Below are 15,510 nucleotides of genomic sequence, written 5' to 3'. Positions count from 1 at the left end.
TTGGACGAACCATATTGCATCTTGGAACCGCAGTCAGCGCAGTAGACCATACCGGAGAAAATGCTGCTCTTGCCTGTTCGGGTCATACGGTGACGCTGGCTGCGAATCTCCTGAACCTTTTCAAACACATCATCGTCAATAATGCGCTCATGTGTATCCGGGAAGATAGCCTGATTTTCCACAGGATTCAGATGTCTCTTTTTATCCCAGATAGAGTTAGTATAGGTCTTGAAGTTGACTGTGCAGCCAGTGTACTCCCGGCGTTCCAGAATCAAACTTACTGCTCTTTTATCCCAGCGATAAGGGTCTTCCGGGGCAGGTGCGTTTGTGCTCCGGCCATGGCTCAACTTGTAGGCGGTAGGAGTCAGAACTTTATCTGCCCACAGTTGGTTCGCAATTTGGGTCGGCCCACGTCCCTCCATGCACATGGAGAAGATGCGCTTCACAATCGCAGCCGCTTCCGGGTCAACAAGCCAATGCTTCGGGTTCTCCGGGTCTTTTACATAGCCGTACGGAACATTGACCGTCAGCGGCACTCCACGCTCTCCCTTGGCCTTCTGGACAGCCCGAATCTTGCGGCTGGTATCGCGGGCGTAAAACTCGTTGAACCAGTTCTTAATACCCGCAAAATCGTTGTTTACGCTGTTCGGGTCAATGGTGTCGTAATTGTCGTTAATGGCAATGTAGCGAACGCCATACTGGGGAAAGGTAAAGTTTGTGTACAGACCCGTCAAGGCAGAGTTGCGCCCCAGTCGGGACAGGTCTTTCGTGATAACGATTCCTACACGCCCTGCTTCGATCTCGACCAGCATACTCTGAAAGCCGGGGCGGTCATAGTTCGTGCCGGAGTAGCCATCATCCACAAAGAACACCGGGTTCGGGAAGTGGTTCTTTTTGGCGTATTCCAGAAGGATAGCCNCTTCACAATCGCAGCCGCTTCCGGGTCAACAAGCCAATGCTTCGGGTTCTCCGGGTCTTTTACATAGCCGTACGGAACATTAACCGTCAGCGGTACTCCACGCTCTCCCTTGGCCTTCTGAACGGCCCGAATCTTGCGGCTGGTATCGCGGGCGTAAAACTCGTTGAACCAGTTCTTAATGCCCGCAAAATCGTTGTTTACGCTGTTCGGGTCAATGGTGTCGTAGTTGTCGTTAATGGCGATGTAGCGAACGCCATACTGGGGAAAGGTGAAGTTGGTGTACAGACCAGTCAAGGCAGAATTGCGCCCCAGTCGGGACAAATCCTTCGTGATAACGATTCCTACACGCCCTGCTTCGATTTCGACCAGCATACTCTGAAAGCCGGGACGGTCATAGTTCGTGCCGGAGTAGCCATCATCCACAAAGAACACCGGGTTCGGGAAGTGGTTCTTTTTGGCGTATTCCAGAAGGATGACCTTCTGGTTCTCAATGGACAGGCTTTCGCCGAGCCGTGCGTCCTCTTGCGACAGTCGGCAGTAAAGTGCGGTGATTTTATTCGTTGCTCCAGACATTGTTGTGTCCTCCTTATTCTGTGGAGCAACTGTCAGTACAGGATTGGTTACCGGATCAAGTATAGCAGAATTGGACGCAGTTGTCATTCGTCTGCACCCTCATCTTCAAATTTTTGCTGGGCGTTCTTGGCAACAATGCGCTCCAGTTTCTTCAAAAAGGATTCCTTGCCCTCATAGCTGCCGGTCACGGTGTAGGTGGTGTGACCGACTTTCTCCGTGGTGGTCAGTTCAGGAATCCAGAATGCAGACAGGTTCTTGACATGGAGATTGCCGTTCTCATCTACATAGGAGCCGTGCTTCTTCTGCTCTTCGGTCAAGGGCTGCCGCTTGAAATAGATTTCGTTTTCGGAGATGCTCACGGTTTCGCTGGCTTGCTCCTTCGGGGCATCGTCATACAGCTGGGCAAAAAATGCCAGTGCATCTTCGGGTGAGTCTTCCTCCATGAGCTGCTCGAAAACTCGCTGTTCCTCTGCCGAGAGGTTATTCCATGCGGCTTCCAACTCCTGCTCGTTGGCTGCGTTGACGAAGGCTTCGATCTCTTTTTTCATGGTGCATCCTCCTTTGGCTGCGAAAAGCGGATTTTCAAAAAGTATGGGTTTTCGTGAGAGCAAGAATCGTCTCGTGGCCACAAATTTTCAATTCTTGAAAATTCTTGCCCTTTTGGGACAGCTTCTTGTTGGGGCGTGCCTGCCCCAAACCCTGCTTAGGAGTGAGTGCGATATACTAGGAATTCATTTATTGCTTGCATCGGTTTTGTCGTTTCCCTTTTTCTTACGAGACAAACCTAAACAAAGATGCGTCGAGCCAAGGCAAAGAAATGATGAACCAAGACACAACCATACAACAGCCATAGAATTATCATTTCCACTTATGAAGCTAATAAGTGAAGCCATATATAACAGAGCAGAAGCTGCATAGAATAAGATAGATTTCTTGGTTTCTTTTTTCATAAATAATCGCCTCCACAAATCGATTTGTTGAGTCAATTATACCACGTTCTTTATCGAAATTACACCCTCTACATGGGAGAACTTGGCCGATTTACTGCGTACGTGCGTACCCATCTTCCGTATACACGTATGCGGCGATTTGCCCGAAACGCACTCTATACAGCCGTTCCCCCTCGGAGAGCCCACTACACTTTGCAGACCACAGGGATGAAAGTGTCATAGTGGGTTATTACACTTCCGCAGAAGTGCCTTCTCCTCGCCGCAGACAGCCGGGTGTGCCTTTTGTGAGAGCTTTCTGTGCGGCGAATCTACATCGCCCACAGGCGATGTAAGCAGGGATTCCAAAGGGGCGCAGCACCCTTGGCACACGACTTTGGTACAAAGTCTAGTGTGTTACACCTTTCCAGAGGTGTATACGTTCCTGAAATGCAAAAAGCCCCATACCCAACACCTTAACGGTGCGGACATGGGACTTGATGCTTCCTCGGCCTAGCCGGGTACTCCGTAACCAATCCTGACAGGCAGTTGCCGTGTCATTTTTCGAAAACTGTTTTACGGATACCCAGCAAGCGGGAACTTCCTGTTTTTCGTTGTTTGCATGATGAGCCTGCTCCGTCTGCCAAGGCAAGCTCGCGTTTGCGCAGCGCAGCGGAGCAATGAAAGCCCCAGTGGGGCTTTTAGGCGACCGAACGGTCTTGCGTTAGCAAGATGGAGGGGCCTCCGCCCCGACAAGTGACCGCTGACCTTCCTCGCTGTTCCAGCAGACAAGGATGGCCGGGTAGAATGCCTGCGCCAGACGGTCAATGACTTCATCGGGATAAGGGAAAGTATTTGCGGACTTTTTCTTTTTGTTCAAACGCACGCTCCTTTGATCGTCCCACCGTGGCAAAGTCGGGCGAGAAAATCAAAGTTCCAATTTTTATCAGGCGCAAGGGCGCGGAAGTTTTCCACCCTGCACTTGCGGCTGGTGGCTCATTGATGGCTTAAAGCAAAAAGCTCTAGGCTTAACCCCTCTTCTTTGCGGATTTTTCTGATTCGTTCTCCAACAAGGGATGCTAGTTCGGCTGGTTCAGATTCAGACTGATCTTTCGCTTTTTTCACAGAGAACACCTCATTTGCGGGCAATCATCAGATGCCACGGAACGTAAAGGTGAACTCCACAGGCTTGGTCACATCAGGAATATACTCCGGGTGGACATTGGCACCCCAGCTGTCATCGCCGCCAACGCCCATCTGCTCGCCCATAGCACGGATGACCGTGTAATGGACCGGGGGCAGCTCGTAGGGGTGCTTGGCACTCTCCATTTCATGGGGAGTGTAGGGCAGCGCAGAGAAGAACATGGGCTTTGCGGCATCTGCGGTAAACAGCAGCCCGCGACCCTTGCGGTCCACTACCTTTGCCCAGCGCACAGCGGTCTTTGCGCCGCACTCCTGCGGCACAAGGTACTGTGCCATGTTGTCTGCGACCTTGTTCTGGTAAATGCCCAGCTTTGCACCATGCTGACGATCCCAGTAGGTCTCCGCAGGGCCGTTTCCGTACCACTCCACCGTGTCGTAGTCAGCGTCGATCTTGAACAGTACGCCGAACTCCGGCATTGCTGCAAGTCCTTCCACCGGGTCATAGTGCAGGGTGGTCTGGATGCGGCCATCACCGAACACACGGTACTGCAGGCTGCACTCTGCTGAGGGGCTGGTCTGGAGGTTATAGAGATAGGTCACGACCACGCTGTCGGCTTCCACCTCGCAGGTGGGGTTCTGGAGAATGGTGCCGCCGTGAACAGACGGGATCTCCTTGCCGATGCCCTTGGCGGTAGCGTACAGGCTTGCCAGCTTCCACTGGCCGCGAACACCGCCCATGTTGTTGCCGCAGTCGTTGTCGGTGGGAGCGCGCCAGAAGTTGGGCCGGGGAATCTCCTGAATCATCTCTTTTCCAGCATAGCGGTAGGAAGTCAGGCCGCCATTCAGATCGGAGAACAAAACATCGAAATTTTCACCCCGGACACCGATGTTGTGGGTGCCGTGCATGACGGTAAACGGTGCGACCTTCTTGCTGGGAATGGAACGGACTGCAGCGATCACACCCTGTCCAAAGGCGACTTCGTGGCCTTTCTTTGCCCAGCTGGTGTCCTCCTTCAAACGGAAGCTGATGGTCACTGCATATTCACCGGGGAGCGCAGGGACCATAAACGGCAGCGGGAAGCTGGAACGCTCTTCGGGAGCAACATCAATATTGGGCAGTTCCTGCTGCTGATACAACTTTCCATCACGATGCAGCAGAGCAACGCAGTCGAAAGCATCCGTAGAGGTGAACAGGTTCTTGTTCCAGACTTCAAAGCCAGAGTTGTCGATGGAAATGGCGATGTTCTGATAGCAGAACTTGACCTCCTGCATCTTGGGAGAAGGAGCACGGTCACCACCGTAGGCAATGCCGTTTCCGCTGAAATTATAGTCGGTAGGACGCTCACCGAAGTCGCCGCCGTAGGCTTGGAACCACTTGCCGTAGCGGTCTTTTTTCCAGATGGACTGGTCGATGTAATCCCAGATAAAGCCGCCCTGATAGCCGCAGTCCTTCTGGTCGGCAAGTTCCGTGTACTTGTGCAAAGCACCGTTGGAGTTGCCCATAGCATGAGAGTATTCGCACTCGATATAAGGCCGCTTATCGCCCTGTGCCAGATACTCTTTAATGTCCTTCACAGTGCTGTACATATGGCTCTCGATATCGGTGGTTTCGAGGAAGCGGGGATCATTGACCACACCTTCGTAATGCACCAGACGGGTGTCATCAAAGCGGCGGACCATCTCTGCCATCTGGAGCAGGGTCTCACCGCCAAACGATTCGTTGCCCAGAGACCAGATCAGAACAGCAGGATGGTTTTTGTCACGCTGGTAAGTGGAATTCATGCGGTCAAACAAGACAGCTTTCCACTCCGGCTTATCATTGGGCAAAACGCCCTCGATGCCGCGAAAGCCCGCCTGATGGATATCCCATGTGCCATGGGATTCCAGATTGTTCTCTGCAATCAGATACAGACCATACTCGTCGCACAGGTCGTACAGTGCATCCTGATTCTGGTAATGGCTGGTGCGGATGGCATTGATGTTGTTCTGCTTCATGGTGATGATGTCCCGAAGCAGTTCCTCATGGGTGTGTACGCCCACAGCACGACCCGTAATGGAGCTGAACTCATGACGGTTGGCACCCTTGAACACGATGCGCTTGCCGTTGAGCAGCATCCGATTGTTCTTCAGCTCGAACTTGCGGAAACCGACTTTCTGCCCGGTCACCTCTACCAGATGGCCTGCATCGTCCAGCAGCTCGATTTCCAGTTCATACAGAGCCGGGTCCTCTGCACTCCACAGGTGGGGATTCTCCACCGCATGGCTGAACAGAGCAGAACCGCCGTTCAGTGCGATCTTTTCGGAGAACACTTCCAGCTCACTGCGGCGCAGGGTCAGACGGGCCGCGCCCTTTCCCTCCGCCTGCAATGCAACTTCCAGCGTGGAATGAGTAAAATCATCCCCGGCAAACAGCGTTTTGACGGATATATCTTCCAGATGCACGGTGGGGATGGCGTACAGCCACACGCTGCGGAAGATGCCGGAGAAGCGGAAGAAGTCCTGATCTTCGCACCAGCTGGAGGAAGTCCACTTGAACACCTGCACAGCAAGTTTGTTCACGCCCGGCTGGAGATAGGGAGTCAGATCGAATGCGTGTGCGGAGAAGCTGTCCTCGGTGTAACCCACATAAGACCCGTTCAGCCAAAGAGCCATGCCGCTTTCCACACCCTCGAACTCGATGTGGACGGGTTTGCCCTGCATGGATTCCGGCAGCTCGAAGTATTTTACATAGCTTGCCACCGGATTGAACCGCTGCGGGATCTCACCCGGCTGTACTTCTTCACGGCCATCCCACGGATACTGAATATTCGCGTACTGGGGAATGTCGTAGCCCTCCATCTGGATGTGTGCCGGAACATGAATGTCATCCCAGCCGCTGCAATCGTAATCTGTCTTTTCAAAGCCGGGGATGGCACTGGTGTAGTTTTTTGCGTAGGCAAATTTCCAGATGCCGTCCAGCTTCAGCGCCAAAGAAGAGGAGCCTGTCCGATATTCTTCGCGGGAAGCGTAAGTACGGAAACTTGCATGAGCATTCAGCACGTTTTCCTTGAAAAAGGTGGGATCTTTTACTTTTGCAAAATCAAATGCAGCCATAGTATTTCCTCATTTACCTTTTATAATTTTATAATATTTCTCCAGCCTCCCCGGAGGAATCGCTGGATTCCTCCGGGGAACAGCAGATGAAGGAGAAATGATAATGGCTTGTTATCAGACTGCTGCACGCAGTTTTTCATTTGCTTCTTCGACCTTCATACGAGAGAGAAGGAAGGTGATGATGGCATCCAGAGCAAACGGGATCACCAGATACATGATCTTCAGCATATTGATGCAGGATTCGGGCTGGACAGCCAGCGCACTATCGAAATGGCTTGCAGCCAGCAGCCAGCCGGTGATGGCGGTGCCAAGGCCGCCGCCCAGCTTCACACCGAGAGAAGTGCAGGAGTACATCGTGCCATCCACGCGCTTATGCTTCGTCAGCCAAGTATATTCAGAGCAAGCAGCAATCACAGCGTTCATATCGCCCTGCCAAGGACCCTGACCAAGAGCTGCGATTGCAGTAAAGAGCAGCATCAAGGTCACATTGCCGCTGCCCATGTAACCAGCTACAGCAACCAGTGCACGAGAAATCGTTGCCAGAGTATAGCTCATTACATTCAGCTTATACATTCCATTCCACTTTGCAACCAAGGTCGGGGTGAACACCAGTGCGATGATCAGAGGAATGTTGATTGCCCAAGAGAATACACCGAACAGATTCTGGTTGCCAAGGATGTAGGTTGCATAGTAGGTGCCCATGCTGATCATGGCACCGTAGATCTGCTGCAAAATGTAGGTGACGCAAATCATCATATAATATTTGTTACCAGCAAGCAGCTTTGCAGCCTGAACCAGATTATACTTTTCGTCCTGCTCGATTTCCTTTTTGTCGGTGGTATCCACCAATTCGCCTTCCGGCAGTTCCTTCACGGAGAAAACGGAGAGGGTGTTGACAAGCAGACCGATGATGGCGTAGATGATTGCAACAGTGCGCCAACCGGCAGCACCACCGCCCAATGCCGTAACAGCACCCAGCGTGATGGACTGGATGAGCAGGCTGGTGGCAAAGGCGAACATGAAACGCCAAGAACCCATCTCGACCTGTTCGGCACTGTTCTTCGTGACGAGAGCAGTCAGTGCAGAGTAAGCAATGTTGTTGGCAGTGTAGAATACAGCGTTCAGCAGAGTATATGCGATCAGGAACCATGCGTACTGTGCAAACTGTCCCAGATTGGTCGGGATGGCGAAAATTGCCACCAGCGTAATGGCACAGCCAATGTAGCCGTACAGCATCCAAGGACGGGCTTTGCCCATCTTAGAATGCGTTTTGTCAATCAAAGAACCAAAGAAAATGTCCGTCACACCGTCCAGCAGTTTGGAAACTGCAATCAGAGTGCCGACAATACCGGGGTTCAGGCCAACGGTGTTGGTCAGATAGATCATGACGAAGGAGGACAGGAATGCATACACCACGTTGCCTGCAATATCGCCTGAACCATAGCCGACTTTATTATACCACTTTAGATAACGTTTCTCAGTCATTGTGCTTTCTCCCATCTTGCTTGTTTTGTGTGGGCGCGACCAATCTGCTGCGCACTTCAGACTGGAATTCTCATTACGCAAGTTGCCCAAATCTCTTGCGTTCCGTCTGAAAATATTATAGAATCTAATGGAACGAAAAGATATAGACAAGATGGAACAAAATATGCACAAAATCAAAGTGTTTGTAATTTTTTGATAGAACATTTTCCAAATCACTGTAAAATCTCTGAAGATGAGGAGGACGCAGGGATGTATTTCAACTCAGGATATTTGAACAACTCCCGTTTGGATTTCAAAGACTACTCAAAGCCGCTGGTCGTAGGCAGCTGCGGCACTTATCGCTTGAAAAAACGCCCTAAGCTACCTACTTTTTGGGCAAAGGGTCGCAGAGACTATCAAATCCTCTATGTGGCATCTGGTAAAGCACACTTCTGGTTCGATGGTGTTGAGGAAGTGGTGACTTCTGGACACATGGTGCTTTATCAGCCGAAAGAAATCCAGAAGTATGTCTACTATGTAGAAGATCATCCAGAGGTGTTCTGGATTCACTTTACAGGATACGATGTCAAAAACATCCTGAACTATCACGGAATACCCTTGGACAAGCACGTTTTTTACAGCGGCACACTGCCGGATTACAAAATGCTGTTCCGAAAGATCATCCGGGAACTGCAACAATGTGAATATGGCTATGAAGACTATATTGCTTCTCTCTTCAACATCATTCTGCTTTTAGTAAGCAGGCAACAGCAGGAAAGCGAGAAAACAACTACAAGCATCCCCGAAGAAATCGAAGCCGCCGTTGCCTACTTTAACGAGAATTATAATACAAAGGTCAGTGTGGACGATTACGCAGAATCGCTGCATATCAGTACGAACTGGTTTATCCGTAATTTTAAGCTGTACATGAAAATAAGCCCTGCACAATACATCCTGTCCCTTCGGATGGTAAATGCACAAAGCTTATTGGAGAACACCGAATACAATATTGGAGAAATTGCAGAGATCGTAGGGTATGATAACCCACTCTATTTTAGCCGGGTATTCAAGAAAGAGTATGGTGTCAGTCCGGCACAGTACCGAAAGAATCTGGAAGAATCTACTGAAAAATGAGAAAGATTCCTTGATTCAGAAGTTCCTGCCTGTTGAGATGTACCTGACATATCAAGTTGACGGCGAACCGTTGGAACAGCTCCCGAATGGATACAGCGACCATTATGTGCCGGATGGCTTTGTACGAGATTAGAGTGTATACAAGGAGGTCTCTTTATGTTAGAGCATTTTTTCAAATCGCTAGTTGCAACAGTTTCTGACCCTTACCAATGCAATCGCATCACGGATGCGTTGGCGGCAGCTGGAATTAAATTCTATTGCAAATCCAAAGATGTCAATCGGCATAACACATTTGACCAAGCGAGAATTGGAACTCTCGGCATAAAACCGAGGTATGTCACAGAGGTGTTTGTGGACAAAGAAAATGCTGATATGGCTCTGCACATTATACATACCCTGTCATAAGCCCGGAGTTCCCCTGCGAACAAAAATATTCCGATATAAAAAGGGACGCTGCCGCCTCTGGGTGAGAGGTTGCAGCGTCTTTTTGGCATCAGAGGGCGAAAGGTCTGTTAGATCGAACGGCTTCCAACGAATAATATACTTTCAGCTTGCATTTTCCTGTTCGTCAAGAATGCGCCAGCCGTCCATCAGGTCTGAATTTTCCATAATAAAGGTGTGGGCAGTATCCTGTCCCCACGAGTTGTCGTATTTCAGCATCAGATAATCGCTCAACTCGGTTCGATTTTTGAACTTCAACAAGCGATACGGCTCCTGAAAAGCGACCTTTTCGACAAAATATACCGCATCCGATGTGGGAAGCATAACGCCGACATGACCGATCATAAGAGAATTGTCCGTTTCAGAGAACTGATCGTGCAGGACTACGGAGACAAGACGGATCTTATCATCTTCCGCGAAAGAGAGACCGCGTTTCTTCCATTCCTGCTGAATCGTTTTCAAATGGGTAGGAATATCGGTCGTATTGGTGGTTTTAACCGGGGCGAACAGCGCATCAAACTTTTGCCGTTCGTCGCCGCAAAGGGATTCCGGGTCAGAATCCAGTGTTTCATAGTCCATAAACAGGGTGTCCTCGGCTGAGTCAAGGTCTGCCTTGCCCGTGACAGTGATAAAATCACCGAACAGCCCACAAGCAGTGATCCGACAGTTCCAGCCGGGGAAGGTGTCATATTTTTCCGTCCATGCGTCCTGCATGGAGTAAGGATCGTATTTCAGATCCGAAGGCTTGGCATTTTCAAACCCTGTGGTGAGCCATGCCGGGTCCACAGCATTGTTGAACTTTTGCACATGATCAAAGAAGGTCTGTATCCGTAGGTCGGATACGCCGGCATCCTGCAAAAGCTTGGAAAGAAGAGCTTGTGTATCCGAATCTGCCAAATTGGAGTATTCAATTTGCTGAAGGACGGGCTGAGAGGTTTTTTGAGTGCAGCCCACTGCCAGAAACGCACTGCAAAAAAGTGCAGCGGTGCAAACAAGAAAAGTTCGACGTTTCAAAAATGGTCACCTCGTTGTGTTTTTCGGAAAGTTTCTTTGAGTGCCGGAGTCTCAACCATAAGCGAAGAGAGCAACGCCGTTGGTCTCGTAACGAATGGTATCACAGATAAACAAAGAAAATCAATGACTTCTGTCGTATTTGACCATATATAATGTTGAAGTATCCATATCCCATACGGCTAACGCCCATTTGGGGAAAGACAATGCGGCAGTTTTCTGAACGATTTTCTTCATGTCGGACACAACAGGAGTATACCCAAGTTGGAATAAGAATTTTCCGCTTTTTCTGAATGGAAGGTTCAAATCGCTTTCCAGATAGACGGAGGATACCAACTTGCGAAGCGCGGCACGGCGATTTCGGCCAACCTCGTTTCCGCCGCCTTGATGGAATCGCCCTACAGCTCAGTTTCCACCGCAAGCTGCTCCTGCTTTTCTTTTTCGTCAGCGATTTGGACATCAACATCTTCGCGCATCTTTTTCAGAAGTGCAAGGACACGCTTGATTTGATCCTTGGTGTTTTCCACCCTGCTCTGAGCCTGATTGATGTGATCCAGAACCGCCCAGTCTGCAAAGAGGCCGTCAAAGAAGAAATCTGCAAATTTCAGAAAGCTGTCCACCGTAACCTGAAGGTCTGCGGTAATCTCAACATCGGCAAGCTCAGTTTTGAACCGCCGCAGTTCCACTTGGAGCTGTTCGATTTGTTCCTGTGCATCGTCCAGTTCCTCATACTTGGCAAGATCGGCCATCAAACCGCCGCCCATTACGTCCCATGTGCTCCAGCCCTCGGCATTGTCGAGGGTTTCCAGAACTTCATTGACCGTATGCAGGGCGGTCTTTCCGGCGTTGATAGCTTCCAGCAGCTCCCGTTTTTGGACTTTCAGCGCGGCAATACGGCTTTCGCTTTCCGCAACCTGCTGTGCGGCAGGGTGGGCAGATGCTTTGATACTTTTGATTTTTTCGGAAAGAGCAGCTTGATACTGCCTTTCGCAATCGGACAGCCGTGCCAGTCTATTTTGAATCTGATCCAAGTCGGCATCAACGGAAGAAAGGTCATGGAGAGCAGCATCGTACTTGACGCGGGCTGCATAGGCTTCCTGCCGTTCCTTGTCCAGCTTCTCATCCATCTTTCCGATGACCTGATAGAAAAATGCGGCAAGGCTGTGTCCCTCCAGACGGTCCACATCAGCCTGCTCTGCCAGCTTGGATTTTTCCAGCTTTTTCAGACGATCAGCAAGCGTATCTCTCTGGGCGGTCAGTTCTTTCTGTTTTGCTTCACAGCTTTTCTTTTCTGCGACCTGCTGCCAAAGTTCTTTCAACGTAGAATCACTCATATGGAATGTCCTTTCCCGGCATTATGTTTCTTCGTTCAGAAGCTGGTTCAAAAAATGCTGCCGATTATTTACAAATGTTTTGGTGATAACGTAGCTGTCCGTATCTTCATACTGACAAGGATGAATCGTGCCATTGTCGAAGCTAAAAATTTCAGCATCAGGCATTCCGAGGAGAATGGGTGAATGTGATACGATACTGTATAATGTAGGAGAACGCTTAGCTCCGCTCAAACCCAAGATAGCGGGTGCCCTGAAAACTCAGCTTTCCAATGTCGCCCTCCACAAGCATTCCGTAGTCCGAACCACTTACGGTAAGCTCCATGCGGTCGCCGCTCTCTACCTGAAAGGTCACATAATAGGTCGTGAACGTATGCGCCATCGTATTGTCTGTATGGTGGCGAGAAACTTCCGTTCGCTTTGCCACAACCGTTGCCGGAACGGTCAGCCGCGGCGAATGGTTGTTTTTATTCCATGTGCTGATATTTCCGATGATGGTGTATAGGATCATGCCCAAAACCACAAGGAACAGGATGGGAAACAGAATGCTGAACAGCATATCAATTCCAGCGTAAAACATCTTATTCCTCCAAAATTTCTTCCAGCAGGTTCTTTACATCGTTCAGAAAAGATTCTTCTCCGAGGGTGTTCACCTTGAAGAACACCGCTTGACTGCCTCCTGCGGTGATGGCAGACAGCCGAATCGGACTGTCCGCATTCTGGAACATGGTCAGTGTCAGACTCAGGCGGTTGCCGCCCATCATGCTGTACCGCTCAAATACACGGACACTGCACCGGGCATCGCCCTCTTTGAAATCACTGCCTGCCTCTAAATCTGCCGACCAACTGCTGTCCGGGATTTCTTGTTCCAGCTTCCGAAGCAGCTTGTCAAAGTTTTTGTTTCGGATGGTCTTTTCAAAGATTGCCATAATGGTTCCTCCGTTCTGACAATTAAAATTCAGTCCCTTATTTTTGATACGAGCAGAGCCACAGGAAAATTGCGGAGAAATCGCTTGAAGAGAGGAATTTTGTCTAATTTGATTATAGCATATCTTTTGGAAGAACAAAATACTTTATGTACGCCGCCCGCAGGCGGCAATAATCAGTCCGGGGGAAATTCCAGTTCGACAAACTCTGCATCGGTCAGCAGTTTCAGTTTTTCGATGGCCTGTTTCGTGGATAAGCCCCAGCCGGGTGCCGGTGTTGTAGAACATGGAGATAATGCTCAGTCATCTCGGTGTCGGCATGGCTACATTGCCTCCATGGGCTGGATCTTGTTTATGCAGAAAAGGGGCCTTTGGCAGCAGCTGATCCACGCAGCCGCCGGATGTGAAAAGCTCTTCTTCACACTGGGTGGTTTAGTGTTGATGATGAGCCTGCACATTTTTTCCATTCATGCTAACCATCTACGATTATTTCCTCAATAGGTCGTTTTGCATTTTATGCCATGCAAAAGGCAGAATCAGATATAAAAAGTTCTTTCGTATGTAAAAGCCTTCAAAAACAACTTGAAACACTTTTGTTGCAATGGTACAATAATAATGTTATTTTATGGAAGCTCGGCGCAAAGCTCATGCGGACAGGCCGCGGGTGTGTGGATTCCTATGGGATGTGTAAGAATAGCTAGGGCAGCACTGTGCTACTGCACTTTCCGATAATGTGAGGGAGGTATAATTTATATGATGAAAAAGATCTCCCGCCGCTCTTTTTTGCAGGTCTGCGGCATTACGGCAGCCACGGCGGCGTTGACTGCCTGCGGCGGCGGTAAGACCGAAACGGCTAAAAAAGACGATGCGCACGAAGCCGTTACCTTTATGGCACCTTATAAGGAGATAGAAGCCTTTATTGAGCAGGTACACAGCGTTTACCCGGAAGTGAACATCGAGGTCGTGCCCTACAGCGGCGATAACACCACCACCTGTTTGCAGAATATGTTTGCGGCGGGCGACCTGCCGGACGTCTGCACCTTGACCTACTACGACCCCCGGATCGATCTGGTCTCCGACAAACTGCTGGACCTTTCCGGCTACGATTTTACGGATAACTATGTGGAGTCCCGTCTGCAGGACGTGTTCGACAACGGTGCCATCTACCTGCTGCCCTCGACCTACAACTGCTACGGCATCACCTACAACAAGACCCTGCTGAAAAAATACGGCTGGGAGCTGCCCAATTCTTTCGCTGAGCTGGAAGAACTGGCTGCAAAGGCAAAGGAAGCCGGGGTCGATCTCTGTCTGCCGCAGATCCAGTATCCGGGCTATGGTTTCCAGTATCTGTGCAACATTGCGGACGCCGATTTCCTCGGCACACTGGACGGCAGGCTGTGGCAGCGGGATTATCTGTCCGGTAAGGCGAATGTCAGCAATACCCCCGGCATGATGCGGGCGATGGCCTATGTCCAGAAGTGGAAGGACATCGGGATGCTGAACGACACCGGCGACGCTCTTGACGACAATGTGACCCGGCAGAGGATGACCGAGGGCAACACCCTGTTTCTGATGGGCGGCACCAACGGCATCGTGGAGGCAGACGGCAACGCCGATAAATACGGGCTGATGCCGTTTCTCTCGGAGGACGGCACCCAGAACGTTTTTGTGCTGAATGTGAACCGCTTCTACGGTCTGAATAAAAAGCTGGAGCAGGACCCCCAGAAGCTGGAAGATGCGCTCAAGGTGATGCGTGTGCTTTCCACCGTTGCAGGCACCAGCGCTCTGCAGCCCGCAACGGCGCTGAAAAGCAGCCTGCTGCCCTTCAAGGACGCAAAAGCGGACGGCACCTACTATGCCGACATCGCCGATGCCCTGAATGCAGGCAACACCGCGCCCTTTATCTATTCCGGCTGGGAAAACACCATCGTGACCACTGGCCTTAAAATGCTGGACTTCATGAAGGGCAATGCCACCATGGAGGATGTGGTCCGTCAGCTGGACGAGGATCAGGATAGTGTGGTGAACAACACCCCGGATACCATCACTACCGTTACGGAGGAGCTTTCGCAGGAGGACTGCGCCATGCTGGTGGGCCGCTGCTTTGCACAGGCTACCGGCAGCGACCTTGCGCTGGTGTCGCTGAGCACATGGATCCCCGGCAACCCCACCGATCAGAACCATCACGGCGTAGCGGCCAAGCTGTACGCCAAGGGCATTACGGATTACGACCTTTCGGTGATCCTGCCCACCGGCTGGAACCGCACCATCCAGACCGTTACCCTGACCGGGCAGCAGATCAACGACCTGCTGGCCACGGGCTACGATGCCTACGGCAACGGCAAGGGCTACCCCTATGTGCTGGTAAGCCCGGTGCAGCCGGATGCGGGCAAGACCTATCAGGTTGCCATCTGCGGTGTGAGTGACCAGCTGGCTGCGGAGACCACGGTCACAGACAGCGGCGTGGTGGGCATGGATGCCGCAAAAGCCTTCTTTGGTGCATACACCACCATCAGCCGGGCAGACACTGCATGGAGCTGAACAGAACG

Annotated in this window: 16 protein-coding genes and 1 pseudogene; 5 read left to right on the top strand and 12 right to left on the bottom strand. The window is 50.8% G+C overall.

The window, feature by feature from the left end; translation table 11 throughout:
* From GKG36_RS15035 to GKG36_RS07370, 8 genes are all read right to left on the bottom strand, one after another.
* The coding region (locus tag GKG36_RS15035; protein WP_243145078.1) for a recombinase family protein at positions 1 to 863 on the bottom strand (863 nt) is incomplete at its 3' end.
* On the bottom strand, positions 782 to 1,492 hold the full coding sequence (locus GKG36_RS14820; protein WP_243145077.1) for a recombinase family protein: 711 nt from the start codon (positions 1,490 to 1,492) through the stop codon (positions 782 to 784). The genes GKG36_RS15035 and GKG36_RS14820, both read right to left, overlap by 82 nt.
* Positions 1,493 to 1,575: 83 nt before the next feature.
* Positions 1,576 to 2,040 (bottom strand): hypothetical protein, encoded by a 465-nt coding sequence (locus GKG36_RS07395; RefSeq protein WP_005924522.1) that lies wholly within the window; start codon positions 2,038 to 2,040, stop codon positions 1,576 to 1,578.
* A 183-nt stretch (positions 2,041 to 2,223) separates the two neighbouring features.
* Positions 2,224 to 2,442 (bottom strand): hypothetical protein, encoded by a 219-nt coding sequence (locus GKG36_RS07390; RefSeq protein ID WP_080545308.1) that lies wholly within the window; start codon positions 2,440 to 2,442, stop codon positions 2,224 to 2,226.
* A gap of 700 nt (positions 2,443 to 3,142) precedes the next feature.
* Positions 3,143 to 3,298, bottom strand: coding sequence for a hypothetical protein (locus tag GKG36_RS07380; RefSeq protein WP_243139145.1), 156 nt, complete (start codon positions 3,296 to 3,298; stop codon positions 3,143 to 3,145).
* Positions 3,299 to 3,414: 116 nt separating this feature from the next.
* On the bottom strand, positions 3,415 to 3,543 hold the full coding sequence (locus GKG36_RS14950) for a hypothetical protein (protein WP_279236598.1): 129 nt from the start codon (positions 3,541 to 3,543) through the stop codon (positions 3,415 to 3,417).
* Positions 3,544 to 3,570: 27 nt separating this feature from the next.
* The gene (locus GKG36_RS07375; protein ID WP_154259976.1) at positions 3,571 to 6,654 is read right to left on the bottom strand and encodes a glycoside hydrolase family 2 TIM barrel-domain containing protein; all 3,084 of its coding nucleotides are present in this window, start codon (positions 6,652 to 6,654) and stop codon (positions 3,571 to 3,573) included.
* Between the two features lie 114 nt (positions 6,655 to 6,768).
* Positions 6,769 to 8,139: a glycoside-pentoside-hexuronide (GPH):cation symporter gene (locus tag GKG36_RS07370; protein ID WP_154259974.1), complete on the bottom strand. Its 1,371-nt coding sequence runs from the start codon at positions 8,137 to 8,139 to the stop codon at positions 6,769 to 6,771.
* 249 nt (positions 8,140 to 8,388) lie between these two features.
* Here GKG36_RS07370 and GKG36_RS07365 point away from each other — a divergent pair, with 249 nt between their 5' ends.
* From GKG36_RS07365 to GKG36_RS07355, 3 genes and pseudogenes are all read left to right on the top strand, one after another.
* Entirely contained in the window at positions 8,389 to 9,252 is an 864-nt protein-coding gene (locus tag GKG36_RS07365) for an AraC family transcriptional regulator (RefSeq protein WP_005941554.1), read from the top strand.
* Between the two features lie 7 nt (positions 9,253 to 9,259).
* Positions 9,260 to 9,382, top strand: a pseudogene (locus GKG36_RS15030) (Tat pathway signal sequence); the annotation flags it as partial.
* Positions 9,383 to 9,408: 26 nt separating this feature from the next.
* Complete coding sequence (locus GKG36_RS07355; protein WP_055192190.1) at positions 9,409 to 9,657, top strand: hypothetical protein; 249 nt, start codon at positions 9,409 to 9,411, stop codon at positions 9,655 to 9,657.
* Positions 9,658 to 9,798: 141 nt separating this feature from the next.
* Here the strand turns inward: GKG36_RS07355 and GKG36_RS07350 are convergent, their stop codons facing one another.
* From GKG36_RS07350 to GKG36_RS07330, 4 genes are all read right to left on the bottom strand, one after another.
* Positions 9,799 to 10,707 carry a DUF4300 family protein gene (locus tag GKG36_RS07350; RefSeq protein ID WP_243139144.1) on the bottom strand — a complete coding sequence of 303 codons (909 nt, stop codon included), beginning with the start codon at positions 10,705 to 10,707 and terminating at the stop codon, positions 9,799 to 9,801.
* A gap of 395 nt (positions 10,708 to 11,102) precedes the next feature.
* Positions 11,103 to 12,038 (bottom strand): hypothetical protein, encoded by a 936-nt coding sequence (locus GKG36_RS07345; protein ID WP_154259973.1) that lies wholly within the window; start codon positions 12,036 to 12,038, stop codon positions 11,103 to 11,105.
* 217 nt (positions 12,039 to 12,255) lie between these two features.
* Entirely contained in the window at positions 12,256 to 12,615 is a 360-nt protein-coding gene (locus GKG36_RS07335; protein ID WP_154259971.1) for a DUF2500 domain-containing protein, read from the bottom strand.
* A 1-nt stretch (position 12,616) separates the two neighbouring features.
* Complete coding sequence (locus tag GKG36_RS07330) at positions 12,617 to 12,964, bottom strand: DUF6054 family protein (RefSeq protein ID WP_154259970.1); 348 nt, start codon at positions 12,962 to 12,964, stop codon at positions 12,617 to 12,619.
* A 99-nt stretch (positions 12,965 to 13,063) separates the two neighbouring features.
* Here GKG36_RS07330 and GKG36_RS14575 point away from each other — a divergent pair, with 99 nt between their 5' ends.
* Both GKG36_RS14575 and GKG36_RS07325 read left to right on the top strand, forming a co-directional pair.
* Complete coding sequence (locus GKG36_RS14575) at positions 13,064 to 13,462, top strand: hypothetical protein (RefSeq protein WP_173012917.1); 399 nt, start codon at positions 13,064 to 13,066, stop codon at positions 13,460 to 13,462.
* A gap of 252 nt (positions 13,463 to 13,714) precedes the next feature.
* A complete protein-coding gene (locus GKG36_RS07325) occupies positions 13,715 to 15,502 on the top strand; it encodes an extracellular solute-binding protein (RefSeq protein ID WP_154259968.1) in 1,788 nt (595 codons plus the stop codon).
* Positions 15,503 to 15,510 lie beyond the last annotated feature (8 nt).

The sequence above is a fragment of the Faecalibacterium sp. BIOML-A1 genome (assembly GCF_009679715.1).
Taxonomy (GTDB): Bacteria; Bacillota; Clostridia; order Oscillospirales; family Ruminococcaceae; genus Faecalibacterium; species Faecalibacterium taiwanense.
Note: the sequence above shows the minus strand (reverse complement) of the source record. Positions and strands in the feature narration are given on the sequence as shown.

What these genes read in the sequence shown, in the direction of transcription:
- GKG36_RS07395 (WP_005924522.1), bottom strand. Translation starts at nt 2,040, where the DNA reads ATGAAAAAAGAGATCGAAGCCTTCGTCAACGCAGCCAACGAGCAGGAG.
- GKG36_RS07390 (WP_080545308.1), bottom strand. Translation starts at nt 2,442, where the DNA reads ATGAAAAAAGAAACCAAGAAATCTATCTTATTCTATGCAGCTTCTGCT.
- GKG36_RS07345 (WP_154259973.1), bottom strand. Translation starts at nt 12,038, where the DNA reads ATGAGTGATTCTACGTTGAAAGAACTTTGGCAGCAGGTCGCAGAAAAG.
- GKG36_RS07375 (WP_154259976.1), bottom strand. Translation starts at nt 6,654, where the DNA reads ATGGCTGCATTTGATTTTGCAAAAGTAAAAGATCCCACCTTTTTCAAG.
- GKG36_RS07325 (WP_154259968.1), top strand. Translation starts at nt 13,715, where the DNA reads ATGATGAAAAAGATCTCCCGCCGCTCTTTTTTGCAGGTCTGCGGCATT.
- GKG36_RS07330 (WP_154259970.1), bottom strand. Translation starts at nt 12,964, where the DNA reads ATGGCAATCTTTGAAAAGACCATCCGAAACAAAAACTTTGACAAGCTG.
- GKG36_RS07355 (WP_055192190.1), top strand. Translation starts at nt 9,409, where the DNA reads ATGTTAGAGCATTTTTTCAAATCGCTAGTTGCAACAGTTTCTGACCCT.
- GKG36_RS07365 (WP_005941554.1), top strand. Translation starts at nt 8,389, where the DNA reads ATGTATTTCAACTCAGGATATTTGAACAACTCCCGTTTGGATTTCAAA.
- GKG36_RS07370 (WP_154259974.1), bottom strand. Translation starts at nt 8,139, where the DNA reads ATGACTGAGAAACGTTATCTAAAGTGGTATAATAAAGTCGGCTATGGT.
- GKG36_RS07335 (WP_154259971.1), bottom strand. Translation starts at nt 12,615, where the DNA reads ATGTTTTACGCTGGAATTGATATGCTGTTCAGCATTCTGTTTCCCATC.